Here is an 18,657-nt window from a genome sequence, read left to right as displayed (position 1 = left end):
CTGGCTTTTTGCATGTTATCATCAGCCAAAGGCAAGGCATGAAAATGCCTATACGAAAACGTCCAAACGATGAGATATGCCATAATGACCGATAAACTGACTTCCCTACGCCAAATGACTCAGGTTGTTGCTGACACCGGAGATATCGCGGCAATGAAGTTGTACCAGCCGCAGGATGCGACCACTAACCCGTCACTGATCCTCAGCGCTGCGCAAATTCCTGAATACCGTAAACTGATCGACGAAGCTATCGCCTGGGCACGTGACCAGAGCAGCGATCATGACCAGCAGATCACTGATGCCGCTGACAAACTGGCAGTAAATATCGGTCTGGAAATCCTGAAACTGGTCCCGGGCCGTATTTCAACAGAAGTTGACGCGCGTCTGTCCTACGACACCGATGCCAGCGTGGCGAAAGCTAAACGCCTGATCAAACTCTACAACGATGCAGGCATCACCAACGACCGTATCCTGATCAAACTGGCTTCTACCTGGCAGGGCATCCGCGCTGCAGAGAAACTGGAAAAAGAAGGCATCAACTGTAACCTGACCCTGCTGTTCTCCTTCGCTCAGGCTCGTGCGTGTGCGGAAGCTGGTGTGTTCCTGATTTCTCCGTTCGTTGGCCGTATCCTCGACTGGTACAAAGCCAATGGCGACAAAAAAGAATTCGCACCGCATGAAGATCCGGGCGTTGTGTCCGTGACTGAAATCTACGAATACTACAAACAACACGGCTACGAAACTGTCGTGATGGGTGCAAGTTTCCGTAACATCGGCGAAATCATCGAACTGGCTGGCTGTGACCGTCTGACCATCGCCCCTGCGCTGCTCAAAGAGCTGGCAGAAAGCGAAGGCCCGCTGGAGCGCAAACTGTCCTTCTCCGGTGAAACCAAACCACGTCCGGCGCCACTGACTGAACCTCAGTTCTACTGGGAGCACAACCAGGATCCAATGGCTGTCGACAAACTGGCGGATGGCATCCGTAAGTTTGCAGTCGATCAGGGCAAACTGGAAAAAATGATTTCTGACCTGCTGTAATCAGCACTCAGTTTCAGCAAAAAGCGGCTAATCAGCCGCTTTTTTTGTGCCTGCGATAAAACCACCGGCCGGTTACCGATATACTGAGGGCTGTGACAATGAAGAAAAATGCTGTGGAGAAATAGCATGGATACATTACGAATTGGTCTGGTATCGGTGTCGGACCGCGCGTCGAACGGTGTTTATCAGGACAAAGGCATTCCGGCGCTGGAAGCGTGGCTGGAAAAAGCGCTCATTACGCCTTTTAAGCTGGAGAAAAAACTGATCCCCGACGAGCAACCGTTAATTGAACAGGCGATCAGTGAACTGGTGGATGAAAGCGGGTGTCATCTGGTGCTGACCACCGGCGGAACCGGGCCTGCGCGCCGTGATGTCACGCCGGATGCCACGCTGGCTGTGGCTGACCGGGAGATGCCTGGCTTTGGCGAACAGATGCGCCAGATCAGCCTGCATTTTGTGCCGACGGCGATTTTGTCGCGGCAGGTTGGCGTGATCCGCAAACAGGCGCTGATCCTTAATTTACCCGGCCAGCCGAAATCCATTCAGGAAACGCTGGAAGGGCTGAAAGATGCCGACGGTAAAGTGATTGTTTCCGGCATTTTTGCCAGCGTGCCTTACTGCATCCAGTTGCTCGACGGCCCTTATATCGAGACCCATGACAACGTGGTAGCAGCTTTCCGTCCCAAAAGTGCCCGCCGCGATACAAAAAGCTGAATAGCGATCATTTTTAACATTAAGCGTAGTTATGCGTCAGACACCACTGGTGTGAAAAATATTTGCCGTTATAGTAATGATTACTTTACATGAGGTGGCAAAGCCTTTTTCCATTCTTCTCTCTGGTGTCTGACGGTATCCTATGCAACACGCACAATCGCGCCGGTTGAACCGGCAGGACTTCAAAACGCTCTCCCTTGCGGCTTTGGGCGGCGCTCTCGAATTCTACGACTTCATTATTTTCGTCTTCTTCGCTGCGGTGATTGGCGATCTCTTCTTCCCGGCAGACATGCCCGACTGGCTGCGTCAGGTTCAGACCTTTGGTATTTTCGCCGCCGGATATCTGGCGCGGCCCCTGGGTGGCATCATCATGGCGCACTTTGGCGATCTGGTGGGCCGTAAGCGGATGTTCAGCCTGAGCATTTTATTAATGGCTTTGCCGACGCTGGCGATGGGATTGTTACCGACCTACGCCTCGATCGGTATGGCGGCACCGTTACTACTGCTGCTGATGCGGCTGTTACAGGGCGCGGCGATCGGGGGCGAGGTGCCGGGCGCATGGGTCTTCGTGGCAGAACATGTGCCGCGTAACCGCATTGGTTTTGCCTGCGGTACACTCACCGCCGGGTTAACCCTGGGGATCCTGCTGGGCTCACTGGTGGCAACTTTACTGAACACAAGCATGACACCTGCGACCATCAGCCAGTATGGCTGGCGTATTCCTTTCTTTATTGGTGGGATTTTCGGTCTGATCGCCATGTACCTGCGCCGCTGGTTACAGGAAACGCCTGTCTTTATGGAGATGAAAGCGCACAAAGCGCTGGCGGAAGAGTTACCGCTGAAAGCCGTGGTGGCCAATCATAAAAAAGAAATCGTGGTCTCGATGCTGATGACCTGGCTGTTATCGGCCGGCATCGTGGTGGTGATCCTGATGACGCCGACCTGGTTGCAGAAACAGTTTGGCATTCCGGCGGCAGCGGCATTGCAGGCAAACTGTCTGGCCACCATCGCGCTGATGTTTGGCTGCATTATCTCGGGCAGCATTGTGGACCGCCTCGGTGCCAGCAAAACCTTCATCTTCGGCAGCCTGTTCCTCGGGATTTGCAGCTGGTCTTTCTATCATATGGTCGCGGCGGATGCCTCGGTGCTGATGGGCATGTATGCCCTGGCGGGACTGAGCGTCGGTGTGGTCGGCGCGGTGCCGTATGTGATGGTGCGGGCATTCCCGGCAGAAGTGCGTTTTACCGGCATCTCCTTCTCTTACAACGTGGCCTACGCGATTTTCGGCGGGCTGACACCGGTTTTCGTTACGCTGATTATGCGCCTGACCCCGATGGCACCGGCATATTATGTGCTGGCCTTGTCCGCGATTGGGTTGCTGACCGGTATTTATCTCAGCCGTGATTTGAACAGTGAGACGACCCGCGCGGCAAAATTTGCCGAAGGTGCCTCTTCAGGTCAGTAAATCCCGCTCCTTTTGCCTTACGCGATGCATAAAAAAGCCCTGCGATGCAGGGCTTTGTCGTCTGACAGCGGGGCGGTTATGCCGTCACTGCCTCTCCTTGTGGGGAGTGGCTTTTCGGTTCGCCGACAGGCAAAACAGTACGGCCATATTGTTCATTCAGCACTTCGGCCATGGCGAGATAAATCGCGCTGGCACCGCAGAAGATGCCTTCAAAACCGGCAAAGTGCAGTACCGCGGTGTTACCGGTCATGTTGCCGAAACATAACAGTGCGAACAAAATCACCAGGCTGCCGAAAACAACCTGTAAACCCCGGTTGGCTTTCAGGGTGCCAAAGAACATAAATAATGTGAACACGCCCCAGATGCCAAGGTAAGCGCCGAGGAAACTTTCACTGCTGGCGTCAGCCATGCCCATGCGTGGCAGCATTAAGATGCCGACCAGGCTCAACCAGAACGCACCGTAAGACGTGAATGCGGTGGTACCGAAGGTATTCCCTTTTTTAAATTCCATCATCCCTGCAAGGATCTGAATCAAACCACCATAAAAAATCCCCATGCTGACAATGACTGCGGTCAGGGGAAAAAAGCCTGCGTTGTGTAAATTCAATAAGATAGTGGTCATACCAAATCCCATCAGCCCAAGCGGGCCTGGATTTGCCAGGGTTTTGCTGTGCATAGATCCTCTGTATCAGATTTATTATTCATTGATAATCGGGGGAAGAAACGCTTGGGAAATGGGTAAAAAAGCCGCATATCTTTGGAAGCGCGCGGCATCATAAGGAGGGTCGCGTCAGTAAACATTGATCTGGCGTAACAGCAATTGAAGATTTTTTTTCACTTTGCCCCTTGATGCTGAGCAGCATGGCCCCATCTTATTCCCAACCGCAGTTGTTACCGTCGGGAAATCCGTAATATGGGGCTATTGAAATCGATAAGATTGGCCGCATATACAGTAGCAACCTGAACGAATATGAATTTAAGTGGAGACGTTTTAGATGGGTAAAATTATTGGGATCGACCTGGGCACCACCAACTCTTGTGTAGCTATCATGGATGGCACGACTGCTCGTGTACTGGAGAATGCTGAAGGCGACCGCACCACTCCGTCCATCATCGCTTATGCGGCAGATGGCGAGACTCTGGTGGGTTCTCCGGCTAAACGTCAGGCTGTGACTAACCCACAGAACACACTGTTCGCGATTAAGCGCCTGATTGGCCGTCGCTTCCAGGATGAAGAAGTACAACGTGATAAAGGCATCATGCCTTACCAGATCGTAGGCGCTGACAATGGCGACGCCTGGATCGACGTTAAAGGTCAGAAAATCGCACCTCCGCAGATCTCTGCTGAAGTGTTGAAGAAAATGAAGAAAACCGCTGAAGATTATCTGGGCGAACCAGTGACTGAAGCTGTTATCACTGTACCTGCATACTTCAACGATGCTCAGCGTCAGGCAACTAAAGATGCTGGCCGTATCGCAGGTCTGGAAGTCAAACGTATCATCAACGAACCGACTGCAGCGGCACTGGCTTACGGCCTGGATCGTGAAATCGGTAACCGTACTATCGCGGTTTATGACCTCGGTGGTGGTACTTTCGATATCTCTATTATCGAAATTGATGAAGTTGACGGCGAAAAAACCTTCGAAGTTCTGGCAACCAACGGTGATACTCACCTCGGTGGTGAAGACTTCGACAGCCGTATGATCAACTATCTGGTTGAAGAGTTTAAGAAAGAGCAAGGCATGGATCTGCGTAACGATCCACTGGCGATGCAACGTCTGAAAGAAGCCGCTGAAAAAGCGAAGATTGAATTGTCTTCTGCTCAGCAAACTGACGTGAACCTGCCGTACATCACTGCTGATGCGACAGGTCCTAAACACATGAACATCAAAGTGACCCGTGCAAAACTGGAATCTTTGGTTGAAGACCTGGTAAACCGTTCTATCGAACCACTGAAAGTGGCGCTGAAAGACGCAGGTCTGTCAGTTTCTGACATTCAGGACGTTATCCTGGTGGGTGGTCAGACCCGTATGCCAATGGTTCAGAAGAAAGTTGCTGATTTCTTCGGTAAAGAACCACGTAAAGACGTGAACCCGGACGAAGCTGTGGCAATCGGTGCAGCAGTTCAGGGTGGTGTATTGGCCGGTGACGTGAAAGACGTTCTGCTGCTGGACGTTACCCCGTTGTCTCTGGGTATCGAAACAATGGGCAGCGTGATGACTCCGCTCATCACCAAAAACACCACTATCCCGACGAAACACAGCCAGGTGTTCTCTACTGCGGAAGACAACCAGTCTGCAGTGACCATCCATGTGTTGCAGGGTGAACGTAAGCGTTCAAGTGACAACAAATCTCTGGGTCAATTCAACCTGGACGGTATTCAGGCAGCACCACGCGGCCAGGCTCAGATCGAAGTTACCTTCGACCTTGATGCCGATGGTATCCTGCATGTGTCTGCGAAAGACAAAAATACCGGCCGTGAGCAGAAGATCACCATCAAGGCATCTTCTGGTCTGAGCGAAGAAGAAATCCAGAAAATGGTAAGCGATGCCGAAGCCAATGCTGAAGCTGACCGTAAGTTTGAAGAACTGGTTCAGACCCGCAACCAGGCGGACCACCTGATCCACGGTACCCGTAAGCAACTGGAAGAAGCCGGCGATAAACTGCCAGCTGAAGACAAAACCGCGGTAGAAGAAGCCCTGAAAGCACTGGAAGTTTCTGCTAAAGGTGAAGACAAGGCTGACATCGAAGCGAAAATCCAGGCGCTGGTACAGGTTTCCGGCAAACTGATGGAAATGGCTCAGCAGCAAGGCCAGGCCGAAGGCGGCGACACCAGCGCGCAGAAAGATGACGACGTTGTTGACGCTGAATTCGAAGAAGTCAAAGACAAAAAATAATCGCCCTTAAGCGGGCACAGTAAGAAGTTTTACTGATAACCAGCACGGGCGTCGAGGAAACTCTACGCCCGTGCACGCATGTTGAGGGTAGGTTAAAGCATGGCGAAGCAAGATTATTACGAGATTTTAGGCGTATCCAAAACAGCGGATGAGCGTGAAATCAAAAAGGCTTATAAGCGCCTGGCGATGAAACATCACCCTGACCGAAATCAGGGCGATAAAGAATCTGAAAGCAAATTCAAAGAAATTAAAGAAGCTTATGAAATTCTGACCGATGCGCAAAAGCGTGCGGCCTACGACCAGTACGGTCATGCAGCCTTTGAACAGGGTGGCATGGGCGGTGGCGGCGGTGGTTACGGCGGCGGTGCAGATTTCAGCGACATCTTTGGTGACGTCTTTGGCGACATCTTTGGCGGCGGTCGCCGTCAGCGTGCCAGCCGGGGTTCAGACCTGCGTTACAACATGGATCTGACTCTGGAAGAGGCCGTTCGTGGTGTCACCAAAGAGATCCGCATCCCGACGCTGGATGAATGTGACGTCTGCCACGGCAGCGGCGCGAAAGCGGGTAGCTCTCCGACCACCTGTCCGACCTGTCACGGTGCGGGTCAGGTGCAGATGCGTCAGGGCTTCTTCACGGTGCAACAGGCGTGTCCGACCTGTCAGGGACGCGGGAAAGTCATTAAAGACCCGTGCAACAAATGTCATGGTCATGGCCGTGTAGAACGTTCTAAAACGTTGTCGGTGAAAATTCCTGCGGGTGTGGATACCGGCGACCGTATTCGTCTGGAAGGTGAAGGCGAAGCCGGTGAGCATGGCGCTCCGTCAGGCGATCTGTACGTTCAGGTTCAGGTCAAAGCGCACAAAATCTTTGAGCGTGAAGGCAATAACCTGTACTGCGAAGTGCCGATCAATTTCGCCATGGCAGCTTTAGGCGGCGAAATCGAAGTGCCAACGCTGGATGGCCGCGTGAACCTGAAAATTCCGGCTGAAACGCAAACGGGTAAGATGTTCCGTATGCGCGGACGCGGTGTGAAATCTGTTCGTGGCGGTGTGCAGGGCGATTTAATGTGCCGTGTGGTCGTGGAAACGCCGGTCAGCCTGAGCGAAAAACAGAAACAGCTGTTGCGTGATCTGGAAGAAAGTTTTGGTGGCGTGTCTGGTGAAAAAAACAGCCCGCGCTCTAAAAGCTTCCTGGATGGCGTGAAAAAGTTCTTTGATGATCTGACCCGCTAATCCTTCGCTGAATACAGCGGTGGAAAGCCAGATGAAATCCCCGGCAGCGGTTCACGCTCCGGGGATTTTTTTATGGGATTTTAAGTCAGTGTTTAAAATAAATGATTCGTAAAAACCGAGGTATACTGCAGAAATAATCGACTTTTTACGAAGTGATGAGCTGCGTACAATTCGCATTCCATTGTGGCAATCCTTTTTGCGCCACGGTTTTTTCTACAGGAGAGTCAGAATGCCGAATGTAATCCGTCAGTTTTTACGTATGGAAGCGGCGGGCGGTATCGTCCTGATCGTTGCCGCTGTTATCGCGCTGGTGATGGCGAACAGCCCGTTGCAGGGCGCCTATCAGGCGTTTCTGGATATCCCGGTCACGCTGCGTTTCTCTGAGTTGCTGATCGACAAACCGCTGTTGCTGTGGATTAACGACGGCCTGATGGCGGTGTTCTTTCTGATGATCGGCCTCGAAGTGAAACGTGAGTTGTGCGAAGGCGCACTGGCGAACCGCGAGCAGGCGATGTTTCCGGCGATTGCTGCGCTCGGCGGCATGGTGGTTCCGGCCTTAATTTATTTACTGTTTAACGGCGGCGATGAGATTGCACGTCAGGGTTGGGCGATTCCGGCCGCAACGGATATTGCATTTGCGCTGGGTGTGATGGCTTTGCTGGGTTCCCGCGTGCCGACCGGCCTGAAAGTGTTCCTGCTGGCGCTGGCCATTATTGATGATCTGGGTGCGATTGTGATCATCGCGCTTTTTTACAGCCACGATGTATCGATGATGGCGCTGGGACTGTCAGCGGCGTGCATCGCGGTGCTGGCGTTACTGAACTGGCGTGGCGTGACAAAGCTGACGCCTTACCTGCTGGTTGGCGCGGTATTCTGGGTCTGTGTGCTGAAGTCAGGTATTCACGCGACATTAGCCGGTGTGATCCTCGGCTTCCTGATCCCGCTAAATACCCGGAGCAATAAGGCTTCACCTGCGCGCCGTCTGGAGCACGGGATCCATCCGTATGTGGCCTGGTTTATTTTGCCAATGTTTGCATTCGCCAATGCGGGAATTTCGTTGCAGGGCGCAACGGCTGCCGGTGCATTTTCTTTGTTACCGATGGGCATCGCAGCGGGGCTTCTGCTGGGCAAACCACTGGGCATCATTTTGTTCGGGGGTCTGGCATTGAAATCCGGGATTACCCGTTTGCCATCCGGCATTACGTTTAGCCAGATCGCTGCGGTCTCCGTGCTGTGCGGTATTGGTTTTACCATGTCGATTTTCATCGGTTCACTGGCGTTTGCTGAGCTGGATGCGGCACTGCTGACGTACGCGAAAATGGGCATCCTGATGGGGTCGGTGGCGTCAGCCGTATTGGGTTACCTGTTACTGAGTCGCGCATTACCGAAGAAAATCACCCGATAATCGTCAGGTGGGTTCGATACTTCAGGAAAGGATGAAAGCATGCCTCATATTAATTACAACCATTTGTATTATTTCTGGCACGTGTGTAAATCAGGTTCTGTTGTGGGAGCCGCAGAGGCGTTGTATCTGACTCCGCAGACCATCACCGGGCAGATTAAATCGCTGGAAGAAAGGCTGGGCGGCAAACTGTTTAAGCGTCAGGGGCGCGGTCTGGTGCCTTCTGAATTGGGACAACTGATTTACCGTTATGCCGATAAGATGTTTACGCTCAGCCAGGAAATGCTGGATATCGTGAATTACCGCAAAGAGTCGAGTCTGCTGTTTGATGTGGGCGTGGCGGATGCGTTATCCAAACGACTGGTCAGCCGGGTACTGGAAGCGGCGGTGCCGGACAATGCGCAAATTCACCTGCGCTGTTTTGAATCGACGCACGAAATGCTGCTCGAACAACTGAGCCTGCATAAACTGGATATGATTTTGTCTGACTGCCCGGTGGATTCCACCCAGCAGGAGGGGCTGTTCTCGGTAAAACTGGGTGAAAGCCCGATAAGCTTCTTCTGCTGTACTCCGCCGACAGGTGTGGATTTTCCTGCCTGTCTGGAACAGCGTCCTTTGCTGATCCCCGGTCGCCGTTCAATGCTCGGCCGCAAATTGCTGAACTGGTTTAATACCCAGGGACTGAAGGTAAACATTCTGGGCGAGTTTGATGATGCTGCGTTGATGAAAGCATTCGGAATGAACAACGACGCGATTTTTGTCGCACCGGCGATCTATTCTTCAACAGAATTTCAGGATGAGAAAATTGAGGAAGTCGGGCGTGTAGAAGGGATCATGGAAGAGTATTACGTCATTTTTGCTGAGAGAATGATTCAGCATCCTTCAGTACAGCAGATTTGTCATACCGACTTTTCGGCGTTGTTTGAATAACCCGCCTGAATTTCAGATATAAAAAAACCGGCGTGAGCCGGTTTTTTTATCAAGCATTTCAGCGTAATGCGATTATTGCATTGCGTTGATTTGCGCAGTCAGGTTTGACTTATGACGCGCTGCTTTGTTTTTGTGGATCAGGCCTTTGCAAGACTGACGGTCCACGATTGGTTGCATTTCGTTAAATGCGTTTTGTGCAGCAGCTTTGTCGCCTGCTGCAATAGCCGCGTATACCTTCTTGATAAAGGTACGCATCATAGAACGACGGCTCGCGTTGTGCTTACGGCGTTTTTCTGACTGTACGGCGCGTTTCTTAGCTGATTTGATATTAGCCAAGGCCAACTCCCAAATATTTTTCTATTGATGAACAATTCAAAGGCCGAGGAATATGCCTTTTCGGTCTTCTTTTGTCAACGGATTTGTGCAAATAAGCGGCGTTTTAAAGAGTGAACTTTACTCGTCGCTTGTTACGTTGTGATGGCGCAGGATTTTAACAGCTTCCGGCATCGGAATACAGTCTTTCGCGAGAAAAATCGACAGGAGAGTGTACAAACTGCCCACTACGGCCATTAACGCTTTGTTTATGCGAAAAGTCACGCATTCCCTGTATGCAACGAAAGATTTTCATCGCCACGCCGCCATTTGAACCGCAATATCTGCCGTATGCAAGAGAGAATGGTGTGATCCTGCTAATCGCTGGTTAACCTTGGAGGCTGTACAAGGTATAATCCGCCGATTTCCATCGTTATGAGTCAGCATTGGATTTGAGCCAGCTATGGAGCTAATTCGCGGAATACACAATATTCGAGCACGTCATCATGGATGTGTGCTGACTATTGGCAATTTTGATGGTGTACACCGTGGTCATCAGGCCCTGATTGAACAGCTGAAGCTGGAAGGTCAACGTCTGGGACTGCCGGTGATGGTCATGATTTTTGAGCCACAACCTCTGGAACTGTTTGCCGGTGATAAAGCACCTGCACGTTTAACCAGTTTACGCGACAAAGCCAAATATCTGGCGGAGTGCGGGGTTGATTACCTTTTATGTGTCCGTTTCGAGCCACGTTTCGCGGCACACATGGCGCAGGCGTTTATCTCGCAACTGCTGGTGGAAAAACTGGGCGTCAAATTCCTGACGGTCGGGGATGATTTCCGCTTTGGTGCCAGTCGTCTTGGGGATTTTGAGCTATTACAGAAAGCCGGTGAAGAATACGGCTTCGAAGTGATCAGCACGCAAACTTTCCGGGAAGGCGGGAACCGCATCAGCAGCACCGCGATCCGTAATGCGTTGCGCGATGATGACTTAGCGCTGGCCGCGAATTTACTCGGTCACCCGTTCAGCATCTCAGGCCGTGTCGTACACGGCGATAAGCTGGGGCGTACCATTGGCTTCCCGACGGCGAACGTGCCGTTGAAGCGGGTCGTGTCGCCGGTGCGCGGCGTGTATGCGGTGGATGTGTTAGGGCTCGGACCTGAACCTCTGCCGGGCGTGGCCAATATTGGAATACGTCCGACGGTCGGTGGCGTGCGCAAGCAGTTGGAAGTGCACCTTCTCGACACCACATTAGATTTATACGGGCGCCACATTGATGTGGTGCTCCGCGCGAAATTGCGCAACGAACAGCGTTTCTCCTCGCTTGATGCTTTAAAGCAACAAATTGCGAACGATGAAGTGACGGCCCGTGAGTTCTTCGGGTTAAAGACACTACGCTAAACATGTACTGACAGGCGTGTCACAACGCCTGGAATCCAGCCGAAAACGGAACCGAGAATCTATGAGTGACTACAAGAACACCCTGAATTTGCCGGAAACAGGGTTCCCGATGCGTGGCGATCTGGCCAAGCGTGAACCTGACATGCTGAAAAATTGGTATGACCAGGATCTGTACGGGATTATTCGTGCTGCCAAGAAAGGCAAAAAAACCTTTATTTTGCATGACGGCCCTCCGTATGCGAACGGCAGCATTCATATTGGTCACTCAGTAAACAAAATTCTTAAAGACATGATTATCAAGTCCAAAGGACTTGCGGGCTTTGATGCGCCGTATGTGCCGGGCTGGGATTGTCATGGTCTGCCGATCGAGCTGAAAGTCGAACAACTGATCGGTAAGCCGGGCGAGAAAGTCACGGCGGCGGAATTCCGTGAAGCCTGCCGTAAATATGCCGCAGAACAGGTTGAAGGCCAGAAGAAAGACTTCATCCGTCTGGGCGTGCTGGGCGACTGGGATCATCCGTACCTGACGATGGATTTCAAAACCGAAGCCAACATCATCCGTGCGCTGGGCAAAATCATCGGTAACGGCCACCTGCATAAAGGCGCCAAGCCGGTGCACTGGTGTACAGATTGCGGTTCGTCGCTGGCCGAAGCCGAAGTCGAATATTACGACAAAGCCTCGCCTTCTATTGATGTGGCGTTCAACGCGACGGATGCCGCAGCCGTGGCAGCGAAATTTGGCGTTACTGCCTTTAATGGCCCGATCTCGCTGGTTATCTGGACCACAACACCGTGGACTATGCCCGCTAACCGCGCCATTTCACTGAATCCTGAGTTTGCTTATCAGCTGGTTCAGGTCGAAGGTCAGTGTCTGATCCTGGCAACCGATCTGGTTGAAAGCGTCATGAAACGTGCCGGTATTGCCGGATGGACCGTTCTGGGCGAGTGCAAAGGCGCAGACCTCGAACTGCTGCGCTTCAAACACCCGTTCCTCGGTTTCGACGTTCCGGCGATCCTGGGCGATCACGTGACGCTCGATGCGGGTACCGGTGCCGTGCATACCGCACCAGGCCACGGCCCTGACGACTTTGTTATCGGCCAGAAATACGGTCTGGAAGTGGCGAATCCGGTAGGGCCGAACGGTTGCTACCTGCCGGGCACTTACCCGACGCTGGACGGTAAATTTGTCTTTAAAGCCAACGACCTGATCGTTGAGTTGCTGCGTGAAAAAGGCGCATTGCTGCACGTTGAGAAAATCACGCACAGCTATCCTTGCTGCTGGCGCCACAAAACGCCAATCATCTTCCGCGCGACGCCGCAATGGTTCATCAGCATGGATCAGAAAGGCCTGCGTCAGCAGTCGCTGGAAGAGATCAAAGGCGTGCAGTGGATCCCGGACTGGGGTCAGGCACGTATCGAAAACATGGTCGCTAACCGTCCTGACTGGTGTATCTCCCGTCAGCGTACCTGGGGCGTGCCGATGTCTCTGTTCGTTCACAAAGACACTGAGCAGCTGCATCCGCGCAGCCTTGAGCTGATGGAAGAAGTGGCGAAACGTGTTGAGGTGGATGGCATTCAGGCGTGGTGGGATCTGAATCCGGAAGACATTCTGGGTGCAGACGCCGCAGATTACGTCAAAGTACCGGACACGCTGGACGTCTGGTTTGACTCCGGTTCAACGCATTCTTCCGTTGTGGATGTGCGTCCTGAGTTCAACGGGCATTCTCCTGATCTGTATCTGGAAGGTTCTGACCAGCATCGCGGCTGGTTCATGTCTTCCCTGATGATTTCGACGGCAATGAAAGGCAAAGCGCCTTACAAACAAGTGCTGACTCACGGTTTCACCGTGGATGGTCAGGGCCGCAAAATGTCTAAATCCATCGGCAATACCATCGCGCCGCAAGACGTGATGAACAAGCTGGGTGGCGACATTCTGCGTCTGTGGGTCGCGTCGACGGATTACACTGGCGAAATCGCCGTGTCCGACGAAATCCTCAAACGTGCTGCTGATTCTTACCGCCGTATCCGTAACACCGCACGCTTCCTGCTGGCGAACCTTAACGGTTTCGATCCGGCGCTGCACAGCGTGGCTCCGGAGGACATGGTGGTGCTGGATCGCTGGGCGGTTGGCCGTGCGAAAGCCGCTCAGGAAGAAATCATTGCTGCGTATGAAGCCTATGATTTCCATGGCGTTGTTCAGCGTCTGATGCAGTTCTGCTCGATCGAAATGGGTTCCTTCTATCTGGATATCATTAAAGATCGTCAGTACACCGCGAAAAGCGACAGCGTTGCACGTCGCAGCTGTCAGACCGCGCTGTATCACATCAGTGAAGCGCTGGTTCGCTGGATGGCACCGATCATGTCGTTCACAGCCGATGAAATCTGGGCGGAACTGCCGGGAAGCCGTGAGAAATTCGTCTTCACTGAAGAGTGGTACGATGGTCTGTTCAGTCTCGCAGGCAACGAATCCATGAACGATGCGTTCTGGGATGAACTGCTGAAAGTGCGTGGCGAAGTGAACAAAGTGATCGAACAGGCGCGTGCGGATAAACGTCTGGGCGGTTCTCTGGAAGCAGCGGTCACGCTGTTTGCTGATGATGCGCTGGCAACAGACCTGCGTTCTCTGGGCAATGAACTGCGCTTTGTGCTGCTGACGTCAGGGGCGAAAGTTGCCGCACTGAGTGATGCGGATGACGCGGCTCAGTCGAGTGAATTGCTGAAAGGCCTGAAGATTGGTCTGGCGAAAGCAGAAGGCGACAAGTGCCCGCGCTGCTGGCATTACACTACCGATGTCGGCCAGAACGCGGAACACAGCGATATCTGCGGCCGTTGTGTCACTAACATTGCTGGCGACGGCGAAGAGCGTAAGTTTGCATAATGAGTAAATCGATTTGTTCCACCGGACTCCGCTGGCTCTGGCTGGCGGTCGTGGTCATTATCGTGGATCTCGGCAGTAAGTTTCTCATTATGGGAAACTTCCAGCTCGGTGAATCTATGCCTTTGATCCCGTATCTGAATCTGTTCTACGCCCAGAACCACGGTGCTGCGTTCAGTTTCCTGGCAGACAAAGGCGGCTGGCAGCGCTGGTTCTTCGCGTTAATCGCGCTGGTGATCGTCGTGGCGCTGGTCGTGCTGATGTATCGCGGCAGCGCGAAGCAAAAGCTCAATAACATCGCGTTTGCGATGATTATCGGCGGTGCGCTGGGCAACTTGTTTGACCGCTTGTATCACGGCTTTGTGGTCGACTTTATCGATTTTTATGTCGGTAACTGGCATTTTGCGACGTTCAATCTGGCCGACAGCTTTATCTGTGTCGGCGCAGCCATGGTGGTGCTGGAAGGTTTTCTGGCAAAACCCTCTGAAGCCACAAAGAGTAAAGGATAAGGTTTATGTCTCAACAGGTGAAACACGACAGCGCTGTACTGGTGCATTTTACGTTGAAGCTGGAAGATGGCTCGACGGCGGAATCAACCCGCGCCAATGGCAAACCTGCACTGTTTCGCCTTGGCGACAGCAGCTTGTCTGACGCGCTGGAAAATCAGCTGTTAGGGCTGAGCGTCGGGGATAAACGGGCATTCACGTTAGCCCCTGAATCGGCATTCGGTAGCAAAAGCCCGGATCTGGTTCAGTTCTTCTCCCGTCGTGATTTTCAGGAAACTGGGGTGCCGGATGTCGGCACCATCATGTTGTTCAGCGGTCGTGATGGCAGCGAAATGCCGGGCGTCGTCCGTGAAGTGACAGAAGATTCCATCACTGTAGATTTCAACCATCCGCTGGCAGGGCAACATATCGATTTCGATATTGAAGTGCTGGAAATTGACCCGGAGCTTGAGGGGAAACATGCAGATATTGCTGGCTAATCCGCGAGGGTTTTGTGCGGGCGTTGACCGCGCAATCAGTATTGTAGAACGTGCGCTGGAGCTGTACGGCGCACCTATCTACGTTCGCCATGAAGTGGTACATAACCGCTATGTGGTTGACAGTCTCCGCCAGCGCGGTGCTGTTTTCATTGAGCAAATCAGCGAAGTGCCTGATGGCTCGATTCTGATTTTCTCGGCTCACGGTGTCTCTCAGGCGGTGCGCGCGGAAGCCAAAGCGCGTGATCTGACCATGTTGTTTGACGCGACCTGTCCGCTGGTGACCAAAGTGCATATGGAAGTGGCCCGTGCCAGCCGTAAAGGCACGGAAGCGATTCTGATTGGTCACGCCGGGCACCCGGAAGTCGAAGGCACCATGGGGCAGTACAGCAACCCGAAAGGCGGCATGTATCTGGTTGAAGGGCCTGAAGATGTGTATAAATTGCAGGTCAAAGATGAAAACAACCTGTGTTTTATGACGCAAACGACACTGTCGGTTGATGATACGTCTGCGGTGATTGATGCGCTGCGCGATCGCTTCCCGAAAATCATCGGGCCGCGTAAAGACGATATTTGCTACGCGACGACCAACCGTCAGGAAGCCGTGCGTACGCTGGCTGATGGCGCGGATGTCGTGCTGGTGGTCGGTTCGAAGAACTCCTCGAACTCCAACCGTCTGGCCGAACTGGCGCAACGTGTCGGCGTGCCTTCCTATCTGATTGACTCTGCGGCAGATATTCAGGAAAGCTGGCTGAAAGATGCGAAAAGCATTGGCGTGACGGCAGGCGCATCCGCACCGGATATTCTGGTGCAGGACGTGATCAGCAAGCTGAAAACATTCGGTGGCCTTGATGTGATCAACATTGAAGGACGCGAGGAAAATATCGTGTTCGAAGTGCCGAAAGAGCTGCGCGTAGATGTAAAACAGATCGACTGATGGCTGACTCAAAATGAAAAACCGGCTCACTGTAGCCGGTTTTTTTGTGCCTGCGTGTTGGCAGAATTAATGAATCTCAAATTTGAATAAATTTTGCGGCGCACCGACCGTCGTGGTGTCGACGTGCAGCAACGCCCCCTCCAGCGCATGTGGCGCATCGAGGTTCTTACGTGCCGAGGTGATGAATAACTCCGTCATGTCCGGGCCGCCAAAGGTGCAGCAGCTCGGTTGCGTGACCGGCACCGGCAGCGTATCCAGGGTCAGTAATTCGCCCTGATTGATCTGCTGACGGAGCAGACATTTCGAGCCCCAGCAGGCGGTGATCAGCCAGCCATTCTGAGCCAGTGCGGAACCGTCAGGGATCTTATCACCGGAAGAAAAACAGGATATTTTCAGCGGATTGATCCTGCGGGCGTTGGCAGAAAAGAAACGTTTTTTCTTGCTGTCGGCGAACCAGACTTTGCCTTCATACCAGACCAGCGTATTCGTGCAGCCGACCTTATCGAGCATCATCTCGGGCTTTTCAGCCCCCGCTTCATAGCGGAACCATTCTCCGTTATCTTTTTCTTCTTTTATATCCAGCGTACCAAACCACAGTGAACCGTCGGGCGCGATGGCGGCCTCGTTCGGACGCGTACCTTCCGCACCCGGATAATCGCAGAGCTTCTGGCGGCTTTTCTGTGAGTAATCGTAGAGATGGATCCCGTCGACGGACACCAGCAGAAACTGATTTCTCTTTTCCGTCAGCAACACGGCGCTGGTCAGCGCGGGAAGCTCATGAATTTCAGTTTGCCTGGTATCGGGCCAGTAACGCAAAACACGCTGAGCCAGAATATCGACCCAAAGCAAAGATTGTGTGCGCTGGCACCAGACGGGGGTTTCACCCAATTCGGCTCGATAGTCGCCAATGGCTGTTATGTCGGACCGGAAAAATGCTGACATCGCAAAGCTCTCCTGCGGTTACAAAATGGATATAGCGAAAACAGTCTGTATTCAGTCTAGTCTGGCTTTGGTCGCGGAGGATAGAAGAAATGGCGTAAAAAGAAAGGGCCAGCCCGTCAATAAGACGTAAAGCTGGCCCCGGAAGTGCAGTCGTTAAGGCTTAGAAGTCGTAACGCAGACGGATCAGGTTCATGTCGCCGAGGTTATCGGTAGAGGAAGTGAACACGTGTTCGTAATCCACACGGAAGCCGTAATCAAGCTGGAAGGAGACACCCAGACCGTTATCAATACGCTGGTAATCACGGCCAGTCACGTAGCTCAGACGGTCACCCATGAAGTATGGCTGAATGGTTTTCACTGCCAGCTGATTGATTGGGAAGGTATAACCCAGGAAGTATTCCAGACCGTATGCGTCGCCCGCGAAGAACTGATCTTCGGTTTTCACGCCAGTGGTCAGGAAGTCATGGTAGTAACCGCCGCCGAAGGATGCTGTCCAGTTGCCTGGTTTCCAGCTCAGCGCCGTACCGACGATGCTCTGGTTGTAATCTTTCGAGGTGTTATCACCCGGATTTCTCATTTCTGCGTCGGTGTAGTTGTACGCTGTACCCCATGTCAGGTCTTTGGTGATGTGGTAATCCACACCGACAGAACCGCCGCCGTTACGTTTGTAACGCAGGCCATTTTTGCCGGTCAGCAGTTCGCTGTCTTCAAACAGGTAAGAAGCGTAAACATCCGCGTCGCCGAAGGTGTTTTTGTATTTCAGCATCTTACGGGAACGGTAAGATCCGTCGTAGTCGCCGTTAACACCGTTACCCGGTGCCTGAGCGAGCATGTCGTAATCCCAGATATCGGTTTTCGCCCCGACCACATCGTAATACACGCTGTTTTGCTGACCGAAGGTCAACTGGCCGTAAGTTTTGCTTTTCAGACCGGTGTAAAGCATACGGCGGGAGGTGTTATGCGCGCCATCGGCGTGGTGATTGTCCCAGCCGGTCAGGGCAGGAATATTGACACCCAACTCGTAGTAGTTGATCCAGCTGATGTCATCAAACAGATAATAATCAGCAGAGAAACGGAAACGTGTACCGCCGTCAAAACCGTTGGTTTTGTAGTTTTTCACGCCGTTCTGGAACTGGAACTGTGGACGAATACTGCCGCCGACCTGGAAGTTCAGGCGGCTCAGCGGATCGTTAGGCTGTGGATCTTGTTTAATCAGGGTGATTTCTGCGTGTGCAGCAAAAGACGCTAAGCCAAACAACAGGCCTGCGGTCGCCACTTGCGTGACGTTGTTCAGTTTGAATTTCATGTTAAGTCCCTGCGCCAATATACTGATCGGAAAAAACCAGCAACAAAATTGGCGATAGCTATTTATTATTTTCCCCTTACTGATGACTGTCTGGTAAGGGTGAAGACGCGCCTTATGGAGCCAGGCTACTTATTTTACTGTCGTTAAATCAAATTTCGGCAGTTAAAATTAGGTTGCTATTTATTACCACAATCATTGGTTTTATCAATATTATTTCACTAC

Annotated in this window: 16 protein-coding genes; 12 read left to right on the top strand and 4 right to left on the bottom strand. The window is 52.5% G+C overall.

The genetic code is table 11. The annotated features are described in order from the left end of the window. Nucleotides 1-84: 84 nt before the first annotated feature. From tal to J9880_RS04455, 3 genes are all read left to right on the top strand, one after another. Nucleotides 85-1,038: a transaldolase gene (gene tal, locus J9880_RS04465; RefSeq protein ID WP_119822501.1), complete on the top strand. Its 954-nt coding sequence runs from the start codon at nt 85-87 to the stop codon at nt 1,036-1,038. 126 nt (nt 1,039-1,164) lie between these two features. Then, a complete protein-coding gene (gene mog / locus J9880_RS04460; RefSeq protein ID WP_095924597.1) occupies nt 1,165-1,752 on the top strand; it encodes a molybdopterin adenylyltransferase in 588 nt (195 codons plus the stop codon). Between the two features lie 142 nt (nt 1,753-1,894). Then, nucleotides 1,895-3,217, top strand: a complete 1,323-nt coding sequence (locus J9880_RS04455) for an MFS transporter (RefSeq protein WP_119822502.1) — start codon at nt 1,895-1,897, stop codon at nt 3,215-3,217. Between the two features lie 76 nt (nt 3,218-3,293). On the opposite strand, the gene satP is transcribed toward J9880_RS04455, so the two are convergent. Then, the gene (gene satP / locus J9880_RS04450; RefSeq protein WP_095924599.1) at nt 3,294-3,893 is read right to left on the bottom strand and encodes an acetate uptake transporter; all 600 of its coding nucleotides are present in this window, start codon (nt 3,891-3,893) and stop codon (nt 3,294-3,296) included. 319 nt (nt 3,894-4,212) lie between these two features. Here satP and dnaK point away from each other — a divergent pair, with 319 nt between their 5' ends. The 4 genes from dnaK to nhaR all read left to right on the top strand — a co-directional run bounded on the left by dnaK (nt 4,213) and on the right by nhaR (nt 9,679). Further along, complete coding sequence (dnaK, locus tag J9880_RS04445; protein ID WP_119822503.1) at nt 4,213-6,114, top strand: molecular chaperone DnaK; 1,902 nt, start codon at nt 4,213-4,215, stop codon at nt 6,112-6,114. 99 nt (nt 6,115-6,213) lie between these two features. Further along, the gene (gene dnaJ, locus J9880_RS04440) at nt 6,214-7,347 is read left to right on the top strand and encodes a molecular chaperone DnaJ (protein ID WP_095924601.1); all 1,134 of its coding nucleotides are present in this window, start codon (nt 6,214-6,216) and stop codon (nt 7,345-7,347) included. Nucleotides 7,348-7,576: 229 nt separating this feature from the next. After that, nucleotides 7,577-8,752, top strand: coding sequence for a Na+/H+ antiporter NhaA (gene nhaA, locus J9880_RS04435; RefSeq protein ID WP_095924602.1), 1,176 nt, complete (start codon nt 7,577-7,579; stop codon nt 8,750-8,752). A 39-nt stretch (nt 8,753-8,791) separates the two neighbouring features. After that, entirely contained in the window at nt 8,792-9,679 is an 888-nt protein-coding gene (nhaR, locus tag J9880_RS04430) for a transcriptional activator NhaR (protein WP_095924603.1), read from the top strand. A gap of 72 nt (nt 9,680-9,751) precedes the next feature. Here the strand turns inward: nhaR and rpsT are convergent, their stop codons facing one another. After that, on the bottom strand, nt 9,752-10,015 hold the full coding sequence (gene rpsT, locus J9880_RS04425) for a 30S ribosomal protein S20 (protein WP_013577064.1): 264 nt from the start codon (nt 10,013-10,015) through the stop codon (nt 9,752-9,754). 439 nt (nt 10,016-10,454) lie between these two features. On the opposite strand from rpsT, the gene ribF reads away from it, so the two are divergent. The 5 genes from ribF (at nt 10,455) to ispH (ending at nt 16,187) form a co-directional block, all read left to right on the top strand. After that, on the top strand, nt 10,455-11,393 hold the full coding sequence (ribF, locus tag J9880_RS04420) for a bifunctional riboflavin kinase/FAD synthetase (protein WP_119822504.1): 939 nt from the start codon (nt 10,455-10,457) through the stop codon (nt 11,391-11,393). 61 nt (nt 11,394-11,454) lie between these two features. Continuing rightward, on the top strand, nt 11,455-14,271 hold the full coding sequence (gene ileS, locus J9880_RS04415) for an isoleucine--tRNA ligase (RefSeq protein ID WP_133823198.1): 2,817 nt from the start codon (nt 11,455-11,457) through the stop codon (nt 14,269-14,271). Further along, nucleotides 14,271-14,777 carry a signal peptidase II gene (gene lspA / locus J9880_RS04410; RefSeq protein ID WP_015698717.1) on the top strand — a complete coding sequence of 169 codons (507 nt, stop codon included), beginning with the start codon at nt 14,271-14,273 and terminating at the stop codon, nt 14,775-14,777. Before ileS ends, lspA begins: the two co-directional genes overlap by 1 nt. A 5-nt stretch (nt 14,778-14,782) precedes the next feature. Further along, a complete protein-coding gene (gene fkpB, locus J9880_RS04405; protein WP_047605761.1) occupies nt 14,783-15,253 on the top strand; it encodes an FKBP-type peptidyl-prolyl cis-trans isomerase in 471 nt (156 codons plus the stop codon). After that, a complete protein-coding gene (gene ispH, locus J9880_RS04400; protein ID WP_095924607.1) occupies nt 15,234-16,187 on the top strand; it encodes a 4-hydroxy-3-methylbut-2-enyl diphosphate reductase in 954 nt (317 codons plus the stop codon). Before fkpB ends, ispH begins: the two co-directional genes overlap by 20 nt. A gap of 66 nt (nt 16,188-16,253) precedes the next feature. Here ispH and J9880_RS04395 read toward each other — a convergent pair whose 3' ends face one another. Both J9880_RS04395 and J9880_RS04390 read right to left on the bottom strand, forming a co-directional pair. Then, nucleotides 16,254-17,129: an SMP-30/gluconolactonase/LRE family protein gene (locus J9880_RS04395; protein WP_095924608.1), complete on the bottom strand. Its 876-nt coding sequence runs from the start codon at nt 17,127-17,129 to the stop codon at nt 16,254-16,256. A gap of 160 nt (nt 17,130-17,289) precedes the next feature. Further along, the gene (locus tag J9880_RS04390) at nt 17,290-18,435 is read right to left on the bottom strand and encodes a porin (RefSeq protein ID WP_095924609.1); all 1,146 of its coding nucleotides are present in this window, start codon (nt 18,433-18,435) and stop codon (nt 17,290-17,292) included. Nucleotides 18,436-18,657 lie beyond the last annotated feature (222 nt).

This window comes from Rahnella victoriana (assembly GCF_021276285.1).
In the GTDB taxonomy this organism is placed as follows: domain Bacteria; phylum Pseudomonadota; class Gammaproteobacteria; order Enterobacterales; family Enterobacteriaceae; genus Rahnella; species Rahnella victoriana.
This window is presented reverse-complemented; position numbering and strand designations above follow the sequence as displayed.

Bases quoted from the DNA above. Each gene is read 5' to 3' on its own strand.
- nhaR (WP_095924603.1), top strand. From the start codon at position 8,792: ATGCCTCATATTAATTACAACCATTTGTATTATTTCTGGCACGTGTGT.
- ispH (WP_095924607.1), top strand. From the start codon at position 15,234: ATGCAGATATTGCTGGCTAATCCGCGAGGGTTTTGTGCGGGCGTTGAC.
- fkpB (WP_047605761.1), top strand. From the start codon at position 14,783: ATGTCTCAACAGGTGAAACACGACAGCGCTGTACTGGTGCATTTTACG.
- mog (WP_095924597.1), top strand. From the start codon at position 1,165: ATGGATACATTACGAATTGGTCTGGTATCGGTGTCGGACCGCGCGTCG.
- tal (WP_119822501.1), top strand. From the start codon at position 85: ATGACCGATAAACTGACTTCCCTACGCCAAATGACTCAGGTTGTTGCT.
- satP (WP_095924599.1), bottom strand. From the start codon at position 3,893: ATGCACAGCAAAACCCTGGCAAATCCAGGCCCGCTTGGGCTGATGGGA.
- J9880_RS04390 (WP_095924609.1), bottom strand. From the start codon at position 18,435: ATGAAATTCAAACTGAACAACGTCACGCAAGTGGCGACCGCAGGCCTG.
- J9880_RS04395 (WP_095924608.1), bottom strand. From the start codon at position 17,129: ATGTCAGCATTTTTCCGGTCCGACATAACAGCCATTGGCGACTATCGA.
- lspA (WP_015698717.1), top strand. From the start codon at position 14,271: ATGAGTAAATCGATTTGTTCCACCGGACTCCGCTGGCTCTGGCTGGCG.
- ribF (WP_119822504.1), top strand. From the start codon at position 10,455: ATGGAGCTAATTCGCGGAATACACAATATTCGAGCACGTCATCATGGA.
- nhaA (WP_095924602.1), top strand. From the start codon at position 7,577: ATGCCGAATGTAATCCGTCAGTTTTTACGTATGGAAGCGGCGGGCGGT.
- dnaJ (WP_095924601.1), top strand. From the start codon at position 6,214: ATGGCGAAGCAAGATTATTACGAGATTTTAGGCGTATCCAAAACAGCG.
- J9880_RS04455 (WP_119822502.1), top strand. From the start codon at position 1,895: ATGCAACACGCACAATCGCGCCGGTTGAACCGGCAGGACTTCAAAACG.
- dnaK (WP_119822503.1), top strand. From the start codon at position 4,213: ATGGGTAAAATTATTGGGATCGACCTGGGCACCACCAACTCTTGTGTA.
- ileS (WP_133823198.1), top strand. From the start codon at position 11,455: ATGAGTGACTACAAGAACACCCTGAATTTGCCGGAAACAGGGTTCCCG.